The sequence below is a fragment of the Streptococcus sp. CL5.50 genome, from assembly GCF_049738015.1.
Classification (GTDB): domain Bacteria; phylum Bacillota; class Bacilli; order Lactobacillales; family Streptococcaceae; genus Streptococcus; species Streptococcus mitis_CA.
This window is the reverse complement of record NZ_JBKOTR010000017.1, coordinates 18752-33077: the sequence shown is the minus strand read 5'-3', so window position 1 is coordinate 33077 and position 14326 is coordinate 18752. Positions and strand designations below refer to the sequence as shown.

Below are 14326 nucleotides of genomic sequence, written 5' to 3'. Positions count from 1 at the left end.
ACCCTATCAAGTTGTAAAAGAGTGTTTTCTGTCGCCGAACCAACTATTTTTTTTACTAATCTCATATATTACTCTCATTTCACTGATTCTAAATATTTTTTCGCTTCCTGAACATAAAAGAGTTCTGGATTTTCATGAGCGATACTTTCAAACAAACTACGAGCACGAGCTTCATTTCCTTTTAGCTGGGCATTGAGAGCTCCGTAATAAGAAAACATGATTCGAGCTAACTTACTTTCTGGTTTGGTGGTGTCGAAGTAGTCGTTTGATTTTTTATTGCAATAGATATCAACAATAGCCTTTAAACTCAAAATTTCTTTCTGATATTTTAAAAATTGCGATTGAACATTACTTGTTAGTTCTTCTATTTCTACCATTAATTCTTGCAATTCTAAATAATCATTCAAATGAACCAAGTTTAGGATGCTATAATACTTGATATGAAATATATAGTAGAGACTTTTGAATTTTTTTAGATTACTATTTTTTATTTTATTCAGCAATTCTAAACTATCTTGGAAGTGTCCTCTATAAAAGGATACTCTTGCATTTGCCAAATATTTTGGAAGAATCTGAACATTTCTATTTAAAGAATTTGCATCAGCTCTAGCAACTATATCCTGATACTTTGTTAAATTGATATCCTCAAATAAAATTTCAATTAAAGCCCTATCTAGTAATAATTTAGATAGAAGAATAAACAATATAAGAAGGACAAGAAATACTGTTAATACCTTTGTGTAAGTGGTCGATGAATGGTTAAAAATATAAACATAAAACATTACTGTTGAAAACACTAAAAAATACAGCAAATATTTAAATATAATTTTAAGAAAAATTAATTCAATTTTATCAGCTGACCATGTTCTAATAATTTCTATAGTCCTTTTCATATAACACTCCATAACTAGCTATTAAATAACGCAGTAATTCCTACAAATAATTCAACCACAGCAGTTGCTACCTCACCAACCCCAGTAGAAAAAGCAAGAATCGTCCCAACTGTTACAATAGAAAGTCCAATCGTTTCAACTGGATGCTCTACAACCCAATTAAAAGCACTACCAACTACCTCACCAGTTGTATTTGAAATTTGGGTGAGATGATCCACCGTTCTTACCCCCGTCTCATTAGTCGTTTTAACTGTTGCGTAGTCTTGTTGGACCTGGTTACTCTCTTTTACTTAATTTAAACGAAAGGTACTAGGAAACATTATTACTTCCTAAATATTTCTTCGCTTCCTGTACACAAAAGAGTTCTGGATTTTCATGGACGATACTTTCAAACAAACTACGAGCACGAGCTTCATCTCCTTTTAATTGGGCATTGAGAGCGCCATAATAAGAAAACATGATTCTAGCTAACTTACTTTCTGGTTCAGTAATGTCGAAGTAGTCGTTCGCTTCTTTATTGAACACAATATCTTTTATGGCTTGAGCTTTAGCAACGAGTTTAGCCTTACCATCTTTCGAATCTGGCGCCTTGGACAATTGTTCCTCAAAGAAAGCAATATTTTGCTCATCTTGAATATGGATAGAAGATAGAAAATTATAATATAATTTCTTCAATTCAAATATTTTTCTATTTTTTTTAGAAATATTAGAAAGATTGATATTTGAATATTGACTAAGTGATAATAAAAAATCTCCTCTGAGGTAAGATAATTCTCCTGTGATTAATTCAAAACTTACTTCATTAAATTTCTTATTAAACTTATTGGAATGACTAACATTGTATTCAAAGAAAAATTGATATTTCTTAAAATCAATCAAAACCACCTTCCAATATAGAAGAACTTTCCATGTCAATAAATTTAAAAAGATGCCAATAACTATAAATAATACCGACAAAAATAACAGATAACGTACTGCAATAATATTCTGTTTAAACAATAAAAACAAACCCAAAATTGCTATATAAACTGCAACAACTAATAAATATGAAGATAATCGAATACAAATATTATAAAGAAATTTTACATCTTTATTTGCTAATAATTTAATCAAGCTTTTCAATTTTATAAAAATCCTCCGAATAAAATTGTTTACTAGATTCTCTCAGTAAAAAATTTTCAAAATCACCTTCATCTTCAACTATTGTATACATTCCGTTGTTAACTATAAAATAGTCATTATTGATCATGTAGTGTCCATCGGAAAGTCCTGAAAAATCAATGTCATCTAACTTCAATTTGTCACGTTCACTAAGTGTTAAACATAAACGAAGGGCTCCCTCTTTCATATAGTCTTTAAGAGAAATTGCTGCATATCCTCCAAATGCTTGTTTTTCTGGACTAGATGAGTTTTGATTTTGAGCTGCTTTTTCTTTAATAAAAGAAGTGATTCTAAACGAACGTGATATTTGAAAACCTGGGCTAGCTAATGGTTGATCTTCAGCATCAAATACAGATAAATCATAACCTTTCTTTTTTATAGCATCTTCTACTACTGACTTAAAATCTTTTAGAACTATTTGAGCTTCATCACTTGAAACAGCATTTTCTATAAATTCCTTTAGGCCGTAGTCTTGATCAATGAAAGTAACATATTTCAATTTTTGACGCGTGTACTTAGCACCCACTTTTAATGTAACTCCCTTATCGAAAACATCAAAGACACCTACATCGGAAATATTACTATCATAGTATGAAGACTTAAGTGTTAATTCGTAGTTCAACCCCCTAGAATGATAAAACTCTTGTAATTGTTGTACTTTGGCATTATTTCTCAAGTAAGTTTGAATTTCACTGCCTAGAAATGGAGAAAGAGTTCCCGCTAATACTATAATGACTACAAATCTACTCACTTTTTGATTGTACTCAACCTTTTGATAAATCCAATCTAAATACGGAAATAAAAATAATGAAAAAATGAAACTCCAAAGGTCAATATCTTTTATAAAGTCAAAGGAAACGATCATTTTAAATCTTAGCACAAACATCAGAAAAATTGCTAAAAAAATATTGCCAATCAATAGGAATGCAATCAGACATTTCGTTCGATTTTTTGCCTTTATCACATAAGTTATACCTACAATAAGATTGGCTAAAAAGCTAATTCCGTAGCCTAAGACTGTTGGAACAAGGCCAAAAACACCAAATAATAAACTATATCTTGAGTCTGAGTCACCTACCCCTTCAATATTTAAAAGACCATATAGGAGATTAAGAAGAAACACAACTAGTGGTAAATATGCAATATAGATATCCGAAAATTTCAAAGTTTTTTTCATAGGAACTCCTGTTTCTAAGGTAATACTACTCCCCCTTCAGTGCTTCAAACTTCGCTTTCATGGTTGGATTTTTACGTGTCAATTTCTTGACAGAGACATCTTCCAGCTTATTATTAGCCAGACGGAGTTGGTTTTCAGATGTTGTTAGGAACTTTTTAACCTCTTCCATCCGTTTTATGGCCTTATCGATTTCATCGATTGCTTTACCAAAGTTGGTTGAAGCAGAGTTGTAGTTCTTGGCAAAGGCTAGTTTAAAGGCATCCAAGTCTTCTTCAAAATGCGTAATGTCAATATTTTGTTCGCGAACCAAGGCCAACTCCTGCTTGTATTTTAGAGAATTAAGCGCCGCATTTCTCAAGAGCCCAATTAACTGGATAAAGAACTGAGGACGGACCACATACATCTTTTCATACTCGTGACTGACGTCAACAATCCCTGTGTTAAAGTAGTCGTTATCGGCCTCAAGCATGGTCACCAACACGGCATATTCACAGTTCTTCTCCCGACGGTCCTTGTCTAATTCCTTGTAAAAATCCGCGTTCTTGTGCTTCTTCTCTGTTCCATCCGCTTCGTTTTTCATCTCAAACATGATGGAAATGATTTCGACTCCATTTTCATCACTCTCACGGAAGATAAAGTCGCCTTTGGAACCACGCGCAGAGACCTTGTTATCCTTCTCAAAGTAGGCATTTGGAAAGGCAAAACTGCGTACCTTGTTAAACTCACTCTCTGCATAGTGTTCCAGACTTTCCCCGATAGCTTTTGTAGACTGCTGTGCCTTGAAATTCTTATAAAATTCGACTTGTTCACTGGCTGCTTTAAGCTGGGCTTCATAGTTTTGCTTAACTGAAGCAAGAGAAAGCTCGTTTTCCTTTTCTTGCAGTAGGAGCTGATTTTTGACCTGATCCCGTTCTTTTTCTAGGTCAGAAAGGGTCTTTTGCAGTTGATTTTCATGCTCTAAACGCAAGGTCGCCAATTGGTTTTCCAAGGCCTGTACTTCCTTGTCCTTAGCCAATAAGGCCTGATGGCTTATCTGTTCAACCTCTTTCTTGGCCAATTCTTTTTCTGTATCAAAGTTTTGGATTTGATTCTGCAATTGAGCAATTTCTTGGTCTTTTTGAGCTAGTTTAGACTGTTGTTCATTCATGACCTTTTGCTCAGCCAAGGCCAGTTCCTGCTTCATCCGATCGTGCAATTCCTTATCAAACTCTGCTGTTCTCACTTGGGACAAAAGTTCGGCATACTGACTTTCATTTACTGTAAAGACTTCCCCACAGTTGGGGCATTTGATTTCGTTCATAACTTTCCTCTTTCTAGATTTCTGTATCCATTATATCATGCCTGAGGGAAAATCAAAAACAGTGAGTCGAAACCCACTGTTTATCTTCTTTTTCTTTAAATTTTTTCCAAGGCCAAGCGCAAATCTTCGATCAAATCATCTACATTTTCAAGTCCGATAGACAAACGGATTTGGTTTGGTGTGATACCTGCTGCTTCAAGGTCTTTTTCTGACAATTGACCGTGAGTGGTTGTTGCTGGATGGACAACTAGAGATTTAGCATCTGCCACGTTTGCTAGGTCAGAGAAGATTTCTAAATGATCAATTACCTTACGTGCTTCTGCCTCCCCACCTTTGACATGGAAGGTAAAGATTGAACCCACACCTTTTGGAAGGTATTTCTCAGCCAAGGCATGGTAAGGACTATCAGCAAGTTTTGGATAATTGACCTTTTCTACCTTAGGATGGTTGACAAGGAAATCAACAATTTTCTCAGCATTTTGCACATGGCGTTCCACCCGAAGTGAAAGAGTTTCAAGTCCTTGGAGCAAGAGAAAGGCATTAAATGGAGACAATGCCGCACCTGTATCACGAAGCAATTGAACACGGACAGCGATAATAAAAGCTGCTGCACCCACATCACGAGTATAACTCAAATTGTGGTAACTTGGGTCTTCGTCAACAAATTGAGGGAATTTCCCTGAAGCCTCCCAGTCAAAACGACCGCTATCGACAATCACTCCACCAATAGTCGTACCATGCCCACCGATAAACTTAGTCGCTGAGTGAATGGCAATATCTACACCGTGAGAAAAGACATTAATCAAGTAAGGAGTTGCAAAGGTATTGTCAGAAACAAGTGGAATCTGATGCTTATGAGCAATCTCAGCCAGTTTTTCCAAGTCAGGAATGTTAATCAAGGGATTGCCCAATGTTTCAATCAGAACAAGTTTGGTATTGTCTTTGATCGCTGCTTCCACTTCCTCCAAATTATCCACATCCACAAAGGTTGTTGTGATACCATATCGAGGAAGGGTTTCTTTCAAGAGATTGAAAGTTCCACCGTAAATAGTTGATGCCGCTACTACATGGTCACCAGCATGGGCAAGCGCCAAAATCGTATAAGTAACCGCGGCCATACCTGATGCTGTTGCAAGAGCTCCAACACCACCTTCAAGAGCAGCGATTCTTTCTTCAAAGGCAGCTGTTGTAGGGTTGGTGATGCGAGTATAGATATTCCCTGGTTTTCTCAAGGCAAATAGATCAGCACCTTCCTGCGTGTCATCAAAAACGAAGGATGTTGTTTGATAAATCGGCACTGCACGAGACTTGGTAGCTGGATCCACAACTTGACCAGCATGTAGTTGCAAAGTTTCAAATTTAAAATCACGAGTCATAAGGCGACCTCCATATAGTTTCATTAAGGATATTGTAGCACCTTAAGGTATAGTTTACCAATATCAGTTTTCTATATTTTGATATAAGAAATAGCTATTACCTTATTTTAAAAATGAAAAAAGCACGACTCAATCGTGCTCATTTTCTTAATCTACATAAGTATCTTCATTTTTATTGAGGAAGGCATATGGAAGACCCATCAAGAGACCACCACCAATGAAGTTTCCAATGAAGGTTACACCCCAGTGACGAAGCATATTTCCAACACCGAAGTTAGCAATTGAATCCGCAGCAACACTGAATTTCACAATCGCAAAAGAAGCAAAGTTCGCAGCGATGTGCTCGTTTGTTAAGAATACAAACATGTAAATCGCTGACAACACAAGCCATAGTTTGGCACCACCATCTTTGACCAAAACAAATGAAAGAATCGCAATATTTACGAAAATATTTGCCAAAATTGCCTCAAGCAAGATTAATTCATTTGAGCGGCCTAACTTCATCTCAACAACCCCTGAGATGAAACTATCGTGAGTCAGATGTGCATAGGCTGCCGAATGAGCAAAGCCCCAACCTGCTATCAAGGCCCCAATAAGGTTGAACAAGGTACAGTAAAGTAAAATCTCAGCTGTTTTTCTCCAAGAGATTTTTTTCAAGAAACTACCAGCAGTCAAGAACATCATGTTTGATGTTACCAACTCGGCATTCAAGAAAACAATGTAGGCCAATCCCAAGCAAAGACAAAGGGGAATAGGAAACGTCCACTACCTGGTGCAATTTTATTAATCAAGTCAGCCCCAACTGCACCAGCAGCTGTACTGAAAGTTAAGAATGCACCTGCAAACATGGAACGAATCGCATACTTAAATTTGCTTTGACTATAAAGACTTTCCTTCTTCTTGCAAGCAAATTCAATCTTTGAGATAAATTCTGAAGAAACCATAATAAACTCCTAAAACTTTTATTTGTGATAATTATAACATAAAATAGATATAATGAAAAGCCTTTCCTAATTGCATTTTTAATAAATTTATAAATCCAGCAATCGTTTACATTGTTTTAATAATAAGCTTTTAGAAGTTTTAGTTATTAGAATATTGAGGTTATATGGAATAACTTTTATTCTATTTAATATATTTTATTTTTACAATTTAAAAACGATTTTCTCTGCAAGCCTATTTTGTAAAAGAAAAAGAGAGAATCATTCTGATTCTCCCTGATACACTAACTCTTCTTAATCAACATATGTATCTTCATTCTTATTTAGAAAGGCATACGGTAAACCAATCAGAAGACCTCCACCTATAAAGTTAGCAATAAAGGTTACACCCCAATGTCGAAGGATATTTGGAAGATCAAAGTGAGGTACTTGATCAGCAATCATGCTGAATTTCATAATACTAAAGGAAGCAAAATTGGCAGCGATATGCTCATTGGACAAGAAGACAAACATGGAAATAGCTGATAAAATGATCCATAGTTTGGCAGCACCATCTTTCACTAGTATAGATGAAAGAATGGCAATATTTACAAATACATTGGCAAGAATTCCCTCAAGCAGGACTAAATCACTTGGACGCGCCAATTTCTTGGCTACAAGCTTAGGAAGGAAGCTATCATGGGTCAAATGCGAAAAGGCTGACGAGTTGGCAAAGGCCCATCCAGCTACCAAGGCACCAATAAGATTAAACAAAGTACAATAGAGTAAAATAATCATTGCCTTTTTCCACTCAATCTTTTTCAAAAATGCGCCTGCTGTTAAATACATCATATTGGAAGTTACCAATTCTGCATTTAGGAAAACAATATAAACCAGCCCCCAAGCAAAAACAAATGGGAAAAGGAAATACCCACTACTTGGAACAATACTATTAAGTAAATCTGCACCAATAGCACCAGCAGCTGTACTGAAGGTTAAAAAAGCACCTGCAAACATAGAACGAATCGCATACTTGAATTTACTTTGCTTGAAAAGACTTTCTTTCTTGTGGCAATAATAATCAATCTTCGAAATAAACTCTGAAGAACTCATAAACATCTCCTATTTTTTTATATTTAGTATTATAACACAAAATATTAAAATAGGTAATTGTTTTTGAAAAATGCTAGTATTTGTATTGATTTATCATTACTTAGCATGCTTATAAAGCAATATAAAAAGAACCAGTAAAATAAAATGTTTACTGATTCTTTAACTATTAATAGCGTTGTTTATATGGTTGATTGAAAGCTGTTAGAATTTCTTCAGGTGTTTGTGAATAATCTTTTGTATCTTTCAAGTCACCTTTTACGATAATACGCTCTGTCGCATCATAGTCTACACATGTTACAAGTGTGATTTCATCAACACCACTACGATCATCAATCTCATCGACGCGATCTGGTGTCACATGCTTCACTTCTCGAATTTCATAGGTATAAACTTTATCCTTATCAGTTAGATAAATTTTCATCCCATTTTTAGCGCGTGCCAGTGGAGAAAAGAGCATTTGACTGGCATTTTCTGCTGTAAAGATGTGGTGGCTCGCAAGTGAATAGTTTCCTTTCCCCATCACTTGGTCACGCTTCATTGTACCAGCTCCATAGAAGAGATTGACATTATCAAGCCCCTTAAAAATAGGCAAGTTAATTTCTACCTCAGGGACAGCAATTCCACCGATAACTGGCAATTTTTGCGAATCCCATTGTGAGGATAAGACAGCTTCTGACGAGATGGCTTTTACGGAATCAAAGTCAAAATTCCCTTCTGTATCTTGATTTTCTTCCAATTTTTCTTTTGATACTTGGCTGACTTGGTATTTATTGGTATTCCAAACCATGAACATATCACGAATTTTTGAATTGAAAATCAAAGCCACTGACAAGAGGATTAAAAACCCTGCCAAGATATTGATTAGTAAATTTTTACGGTTTGTTTTCTTTTTGTTCTTTTTATGAGACATTATGCTTCACCTTCTGTTTCGTTTCCTGTCCCAACTTCTTCTTTTTCTGCCGCTGCAACCGTAGTAAAGGTTACAATTTTAGCATCTTGGTCCAGGCGCATCACTTTAACTCCCATAGTTGAGCGACCTGTTTGTGAAATATTGGCAACGTTGGTTCGAATCATGACACCTGTATCAGTGATAATCATCAAATCTTCATCACCTTTTACAGTCATAAGACCAGCAAGGGAACCATTCTTTTCAGTAATTTTAGCAGTTTGCATCCCTTTACCACCACGACCTTTAGTTGGATATTCGGTCGCAACTGTGCGCTTACCAAATCCTTTTTCAGTGATAATAAGAACCTCGTCCTGATCTGTAATCACACTAGCACCAACAACTGTGTCTCCGTCACGAAGGTTAACACCTTTCACACCAGTGGCGACACGACTCATACCACGAACAGCTGATTGATTAAAGCGAACTGAATAACCAAACTTTGTACCAATGATAATATCCGTGTCCTCTTCTGTCAGCAAGACATTAATCAACTCATCTTCATCTTTAAGATTCAGAGCTTTAAGTCCATTTTGACGAATATTAGCAAATTCCTTAACGCTGGTTCTCTTCACAATACCATGACGAGTTGTGAAGAAAAGATAAGCATCATCGCTACGTTCAGATTCAACATTGATGATGGTCTGAATACTTTCACCTTCATCCAATTTCAAAAGATTGACAATCGGTAATCCCTTGGCTGTACGGCCATACTCAGGAATTTCATAGCCTTTCAGGCGATAAACACGGCCTTTATTTGTAAAGAAGAGTAGGTGATCATGAGTGCTAGTTGACACTAACTCTCGGACAAAATCATCATCCTTAACACCTGTACCTTGAACACCACGACCACCACGTTTTTGAGCGGTGAACTCAGCTTGGTCGAGACGTTTGATGTATCCCTTGTTAGAAAGTGTAATCAAGACATCCGTTTCTTCAATCAAATCCTCATCTTCGAGGCTTAAGACTTCACCGACCATCAATTCCGTACGACGTTGGTCACCAAATTTACGTTTAACTTCATCTAATTCATCTTTAATGATTTGAGAAACACGTTCCGGCTTAGCTAGAATATCTGCTAAATCCGCAATCAGAGCCAAGAGGTCATCATACTCAGACTGAATCTTATCGCGTTCCAAACCTGTCAAACGACGAAGACGCATATCAAGGATGGCCTGACTTTGACGTTCAGATAACTTGAATTTGCTCATCAACTCAGCTTGTGCCTCAGCATCCGTTTCACTAGCACGGATGATACGAATCACTTCATCGATATGATCTAGCGCGATCAAGAGACCTTCTAAAATATGAGCACGTGCTTCCGCTTTTTCCTTATCAAAACGTGTACGACGAACAACCACTTCTTTTTGGTGCTCGATATAAGCATCCAAAATCTGACGAAGAGACAAAATCTTCGGTACCCCATTTTGAATCGCCAACATATTAAAACCAAAGTTAGTTTGCATCTGGGTCATCTTGAAAAGATTGTTGAGGATAACATTGGCTGAGGCATCGCGCTTAACTTCGATAACAAATCGAACACCTTCACGGTTTGACTCATCACGTACCGCTGTTATTCCCTCAATGCGTTTTTCCTGAACCAAACGAACAATATGCTCATGTACCTTGGTTTTATTTACCATGTATGGAAATTCTGTCACAACGATGCGCTCACGGCCAGTTTTAGTTTCTTCAATTTCAGTACGAGAACGAAGGACAATAGAACCTTTACCTGTTTCATAAGCCTTATGAATACCTGATTTCCCCATGACAAGGGCACCTGTTGGAAAATCTGGACCAGGCAAAACTTCCATCAAGTCCTTAGTAGTCACTTCAGGATTGTCCATGACCAACTTCACTGCATCAATGGTTTCACCCAAGTTATGAGGTGGAATATTTGTTGCCATTCCAACCGCAATACCAGTCGCTCCATTAACCAAAAGATTTGGAAAGCGCGCTGGCAATACCAAGGGTTCACGTTCATTGGCATCGTAGTTATCAACGAAATCAACTGTATTTTTATTGATATCACGAAGCATCTCCAGAGCAATCTTGCTCATGCGTGCCTCGGTGTAACGTTGGGCGGCAGCACCATCACCATCCATGGAACCAAAGTTTCCATGGCCGTCGACAAGCATGTAACGGTAACTCCACCATTGAGCCATGCGGACCATGGCTTCATAGATAGAGGAATCCCCGTGTGGGTGGTATTTACCCATGACGTCCCCTGTAATACGAGCAGATTTTTTATGGGGTTTGTCTGGAGTAACACCCAATTCATTCATTCCATAGAGAATCCGACGGTGAACCGGTTTCAAGCCATCTCGAACATCAGGAAGAGCCCGCGCTACGATAACACTCATAGCGTAGTCGATAAAGCTCGTCTTCATCTCCTTTGTCAGATTGACATTCACTAAATTTCTATCCTGCATTAATAAATGCCTCATTTCACTATTAGTAATTAACTATATTATACCATAATGTCCGCTATATTTCAGGTATCTAAAATCACTAAAACGTTTACATCAAGAACTGAAATGCATATCCGTGACAAAGCTTTTTAAAAGTGATAGAATTAAAATAACTGGGGAAATCCCTGAATAAAATTAAGGAGATGTTTAGAATAATGACTTCAACTAAACAACACAAAAAAGTTATCCTTGTCGGTGATGGTGCTGTAGGTTCTTCTTACGCTTTTGCACTTGTTAACCAAGGAATTGCACAAGAGCTTGGAATTATCGAAATTCCACAATTGCATGAAAAAGCTGTTGGTGACGCGCTTGACCTTAGTCACGCCCTTGCCTTCACTTCACCTAAAAAAATCTATGCAGCTCAATACTCTGACTGTGCAGACGCTGACCTTGTTGTAATCACTGCAGGTGCGCCTCAAAAACCAGGTGAAACTCGTCTTGACCTTGTAGGTAAAAACCTTGCTATCAACAAATCAATCGTAACTCAAGTTGTTGAATCAGGTTTCAAAGGTATCTTCCTTGTTGCTGCTAACCCAGTTGACGTTTTGACTTACTCAACTTGGAAATTCTCTGGTTTCCCTAAAGAACGTGTTATCGGTTCAGGTACTTCACTTGACTCAGCACGTTTCCGTCAAGCACTTGCTGAAAAATTGGATGTTGATGCTCGTTCAGTGCACGCCTACATTATGGGTGAACACGGTGACTCTGAGTTCGCTGTTTGGTCACACGCTAACATCGCTGGTGTAAACCTTGAAGAATTCCTTAAAGACACTCAAAATGTTCAAGAAGCTGAATTGATTGAATTGTTCGAAGGTGTTCGTGACGCAGCTTACACAATCATCAACAAAAAAGGTGCAACATACTACGGTATCGCAGTAGCCCTTGCTCGTATTACTAAAGCAATCCTTGACGATGAAAACGCAGTACTTCCACTTTCAGTATTCCAAGAAGGTCAATACGGAGTTAAAAACGTCTTTATCGGTCAACCAGCTGTTGTTGGTGCACATGGTATCGTTCGTCCAGTAAATATCCCATTGAACGACGCAGAAACTCAAAAAATGCAAGCATCTGCTAAAGAATTACAAGCTATTATTGACGAAGCGTGGAAAAACCCAGAATTCCAAGCTGCTTCTAAAAACTAATTTAGATAGTAATAACTCCTTGAGTCATCAGGGAGTTATTTTTTATCTGTATTTGAACTAAACATTTTATGAAGTTTACGTAAAAAACAACATAACTTTAAAAGCTATCGTGTCACAGTTTGGACATAAATCCGAAAACTACCAATTAGATCTATCCTCACGTTACAAAAAGTCTGTAGCAAGCAGTATTTGACGCACTTGATACCGTCGCATTAAATCGAAAGTAAAAAGTTTTGCCCCATTTGTGCTCCATAGACAAAAAAAGAGCCCATCATACAGGCTAGAAAGCTTGATATGATAGGCTTTTTAATGTTAGATTAACGTACTGTACGGATACGCATTGTGTTTGTACGAACAGCTTCTCCAACTGGTACACCAGCTACGATAACGATATCGTCACCAGATTGTACAAGTCCTGCTTCAACTGCTTTACGTTCAGCAATTTCGAACATATCATCAGTTGAAGATGGAGCATCTGTCAACATTGGGATAACACCCCAGTTCAACATCAATCCACGTTCTGTCAATTCGTCGAATGTCAATGCCAAGATGTCAGCATTTGGACGGTATTTAGAGATCAAACGTGCAGTGTGACCTGTCTTAGTAAGAGTTACAACCAATTTAATGTCCATTGAGTTAGTAGCATCTTTAACAGCTGAAGCCATTACTTCTGTCTTAGAGTTACGTTCAAATGAATCTGAGTTCAAGCGACCGTATTCGTTAAGAAGAGTTTGAGCGTTCTTGTCGATTGTAGCCATTGTAGTTACTGACTCAAGTGGGTATTTACCGTTTGCAGACTCACCTGAAAGCATTGTTGCGTCTGTACCATCGATAACAGCGTTAAATACGTCTGATACTTCTGAACGAGTTGCACGTGGTTTTTCAGTCATTGTTTCAAGCATGTTTGTTGCAGTGATAACAACTTTACCTGCAGCATTGACTTTCTTGATAATCATTTTTTGGTAAACTGGAACCATCTCGAATGGTACTTCGATACCCATGTCACCACGAGCGATCATGATACCATCAGCAGCTTCGATGATTTCATCCAAGTTATCGATACCTTGTTGGTTTTCGATTTTAGCGAACAATTGAACATGTCCATTTCCAGTTTCTTCACAGATTGCACGAACTTCGTTAACGTCTTTAGCAGTACGTACGAATGAAATCGCGATGAAGTTGATACCTTGTTCAAGACCGAAGCGGATATCATCGTTATCACGATCAGCAAGAGCTGGGAAAGGAATTTTAGTGTTAGGGATGTTAACACCTTTTTGTTTAGCAATTACGCCATCGTTTTCAACTTCAACTTCAAATTCACGAGTTGCATCATCTTTAGCAACCACACGAAGACCAAGTTTACCATCGTCAACCAAAACTTGACGACCAACTTCAACATCATCATAGATATCAAGAGCACCAGCAACGTTCAATGCAATCACATCACGAGTTGATTTGATTCCTTGTTTAGTCGCAACACGGATTTTCTCACCAGTTTTGTATGAATACTCTTTAGCTTCACCTTCGAACAATTCTGTACGGATTTCTGGTCCTTTTGTATCAAGAAGGAAACCAACTTTTTTACCTGCAAGTTTTTCTGCAAGTTTAACAGTTGCCATACGCTCACCTTGTTCTTGGTGGTCACCGTGTGAGAAGTTGAAACGGAATGTGTTAGCACCAGCTTCAATCAATTTAGCAATGTTTTTAGCTGAAGCTTCAACATCAAGTTTTTCACCCCAGTATCCGTCATCACCGAATTTTTTACCACCACGGATTTCTACCGCAGGTCCCAAAGTTGCAACGATTTTTACACGTTTGTTCATGATT

The 14326-nt window shown here is 37.5% G+C and carries 11 protein-coding genes and 1 pseudogene; 1 reads left to right on the top strand and 11 read right to left on the bottom strand.

The features are described 5' to 3' along the window. Positions 1–74 precede the first annotated feature (74 nt). The 10 genes and pseudogenes from ACLNCV_RS09115 to gyrA all read right to left on the bottom strand — a co-directional run bounded on the left by ACLNCV_RS09115 (position 75) and on the right by gyrA (position 11318). Positions 75–893 (bottom strand): hypothetical protein, encoded by an 819-nt coding sequence (locus ACLNCV_RS09115; protein WP_238393762.1) that lies wholly within the window; start codon positions 891–893, stop codon positions 75–77. A 14-nt stretch (positions 894–907) separates the two neighbouring features. Then, entirely contained in the window at positions 908–1111 is a 204-nt protein-coding gene (locus ACLNCV_RS09110; RefSeq protein WP_033681688.1) for a hypothetical protein, read from the bottom strand. A gap of 91 nt (positions 1112–1202) precedes the next feature. Then, positions 1203–2006 (bottom strand): hypothetical protein, encoded by an 804-nt coding sequence (locus ACLNCV_RS09105; protein WP_049543609.1) that lies wholly within the window; start codon positions 2004–2006, stop codon positions 1203–1205. Continuing rightward, positions 1999–3231, bottom strand: a complete 1233-nt coding sequence (locus ACLNCV_RS09100; RefSeq protein WP_049543551.1) for a hypothetical protein — start codon at positions 3229–3231, stop codon at positions 1999–2001. The genes ACLNCV_RS09105 and ACLNCV_RS09100 overlap by 8 nt, the downstream gene beginning before the upstream one ends. 25 nt (positions 3232–3256) lie before the next feature. After that, the gene (locus ACLNCV_RS09095) at positions 3257–4531 is read right to left on the bottom strand and encodes a DUF2130 domain-containing protein (protein WP_261057118.1); all 1275 of its coding nucleotides are present in this window, start codon (positions 4529–4531) and stop codon (positions 3257–3259) included. A gap of 95 nt (positions 4532–4626) precedes the next feature. Then, the gene (locus ACLNCV_RS09090) at positions 4627–5907 is read right to left on the bottom strand and encodes an O-acetylhomoserine aminocarboxypropyltransferase/cysteine synthase (protein WP_261057117.1); all 1281 of its coding nucleotides are present in this window, start codon (positions 5905–5907) and stop codon (positions 4627–4629) included. 147 nt (positions 5908–6054) lie between these two features. Then, positions 6055–6851 (bottom strand): annotated as a pseudogene (locus ACLNCV_RS09085) (formate/nitrite transporter family protein). Positions 6852–7142: 291 nt separating this feature from the next. Next, entirely contained in the window at positions 7143–7940 is a 798-nt protein-coding gene (locus ACLNCV_RS09080) for a formate/nitrite transporter family protein (protein ID WP_424845118.1), read from the bottom strand. Between the two features lie 166 nt (positions 7941–8106). After that, positions 8107–8850, bottom strand: a complete 744-nt coding sequence (locus tag ACLNCV_RS09075) for a class A sortase (protein ID WP_060628427.1) — start codon at positions 8848–8850, stop codon at positions 8107–8109. Continuing rightward, the gene (gene gyrA / locus ACLNCV_RS09070) at positions 8850–11318 is read right to left on the bottom strand and encodes a DNA gyrase subunit A (RefSeq protein WP_261014413.1); all 2469 of its coding nucleotides are present in this window, start codon (positions 11316–11318) and stop codon (positions 8850–8852) included. Before gyrA ends, ACLNCV_RS09075 begins: the two co-directional genes overlap by 1 nt. 194 nt (positions 11319–11512) lie before the next feature. Between gyrA and ACLNCV_RS09065 the strand changes: the two genes are divergently transcribed. Next, positions 11513–12499, top strand: coding sequence for an L-lactate dehydrogenase (locus tag ACLNCV_RS09065; protein WP_000204728.1), 987 nt, complete (start codon positions 11513–11515; stop codon positions 12497–12499). 317 nt (positions 12500–12816) lie between these two features. On the opposite strand, the gene pyk is transcribed toward ACLNCV_RS09065, so the two are convergent. Next, entirely contained in the window at positions 12817–14322 is a 1506-nt protein-coding gene (gene pyk / locus ACLNCV_RS09060) for a pyruvate kinase (RefSeq protein WP_004254582.1), read from the bottom strand. Positions 14323–14326 lie beyond the last annotated feature (4 nt).

Coding starts and splice junctions, on each gene's coding strand:
- ACLNCV_RS09090 (WP_261057117.1), bottom strand. CDS start 5,907: ATGACTCGTGATTTTAAATTTGAAACTTTGCAACTACATGCTGGTCAA.
- ACLNCV_RS09115 (WP_238393762.1), bottom strand. CDS start 893: ATGAAAAGGACTATAGAAATTATTAGAACATGGTCAGCTGATAAAATT.
- ACLNCV_RS09080 (WP_424845118.1), bottom strand. CDS start 7,940: ATGAGTTCTTCAGAGTTTATTTCGAAGATTGATTATTATTGCCACAAG.
- ACLNCV_RS09065 (WP_000204728.1), top strand. CDS start 11,513: ATGACTTCAACTAAACAACACAAAAAAGTTATCCTTGTCGGTGATGGT.
- ACLNCV_RS09100 (WP_049543551.1), bottom strand. CDS start 3,231: ATGAAAAAAACTTTGAAATTTTCGGATATCTATATTGCATATTTACCA.
- ACLNCV_RS09095 (WP_261057118.1), bottom strand. CDS start 4,531: ATGAACGAAATCAAATGCCCCAACTGTGGGGAAGTCTTTACAGTAAAT.
- gyrA (WP_261014413.1), bottom strand. CDS start 11,318: ATGCAGGATAGAAATTTAGTGAATGTCAATCTGACAAAGGAGATGAAG.
- pyk (WP_004254582.1), bottom strand. CDS start 14,322: ATGAACAAACGTGTAAAAATCGTTGCAACTTTGGGACCTGCGGTAGAA.
- ACLNCV_RS09075 (WP_060628427.1), bottom strand. CDS start 8,850: ATGTCTCATAAAAAGAACAAAAAGAAAACAAACCGTAAAAATTTACTA.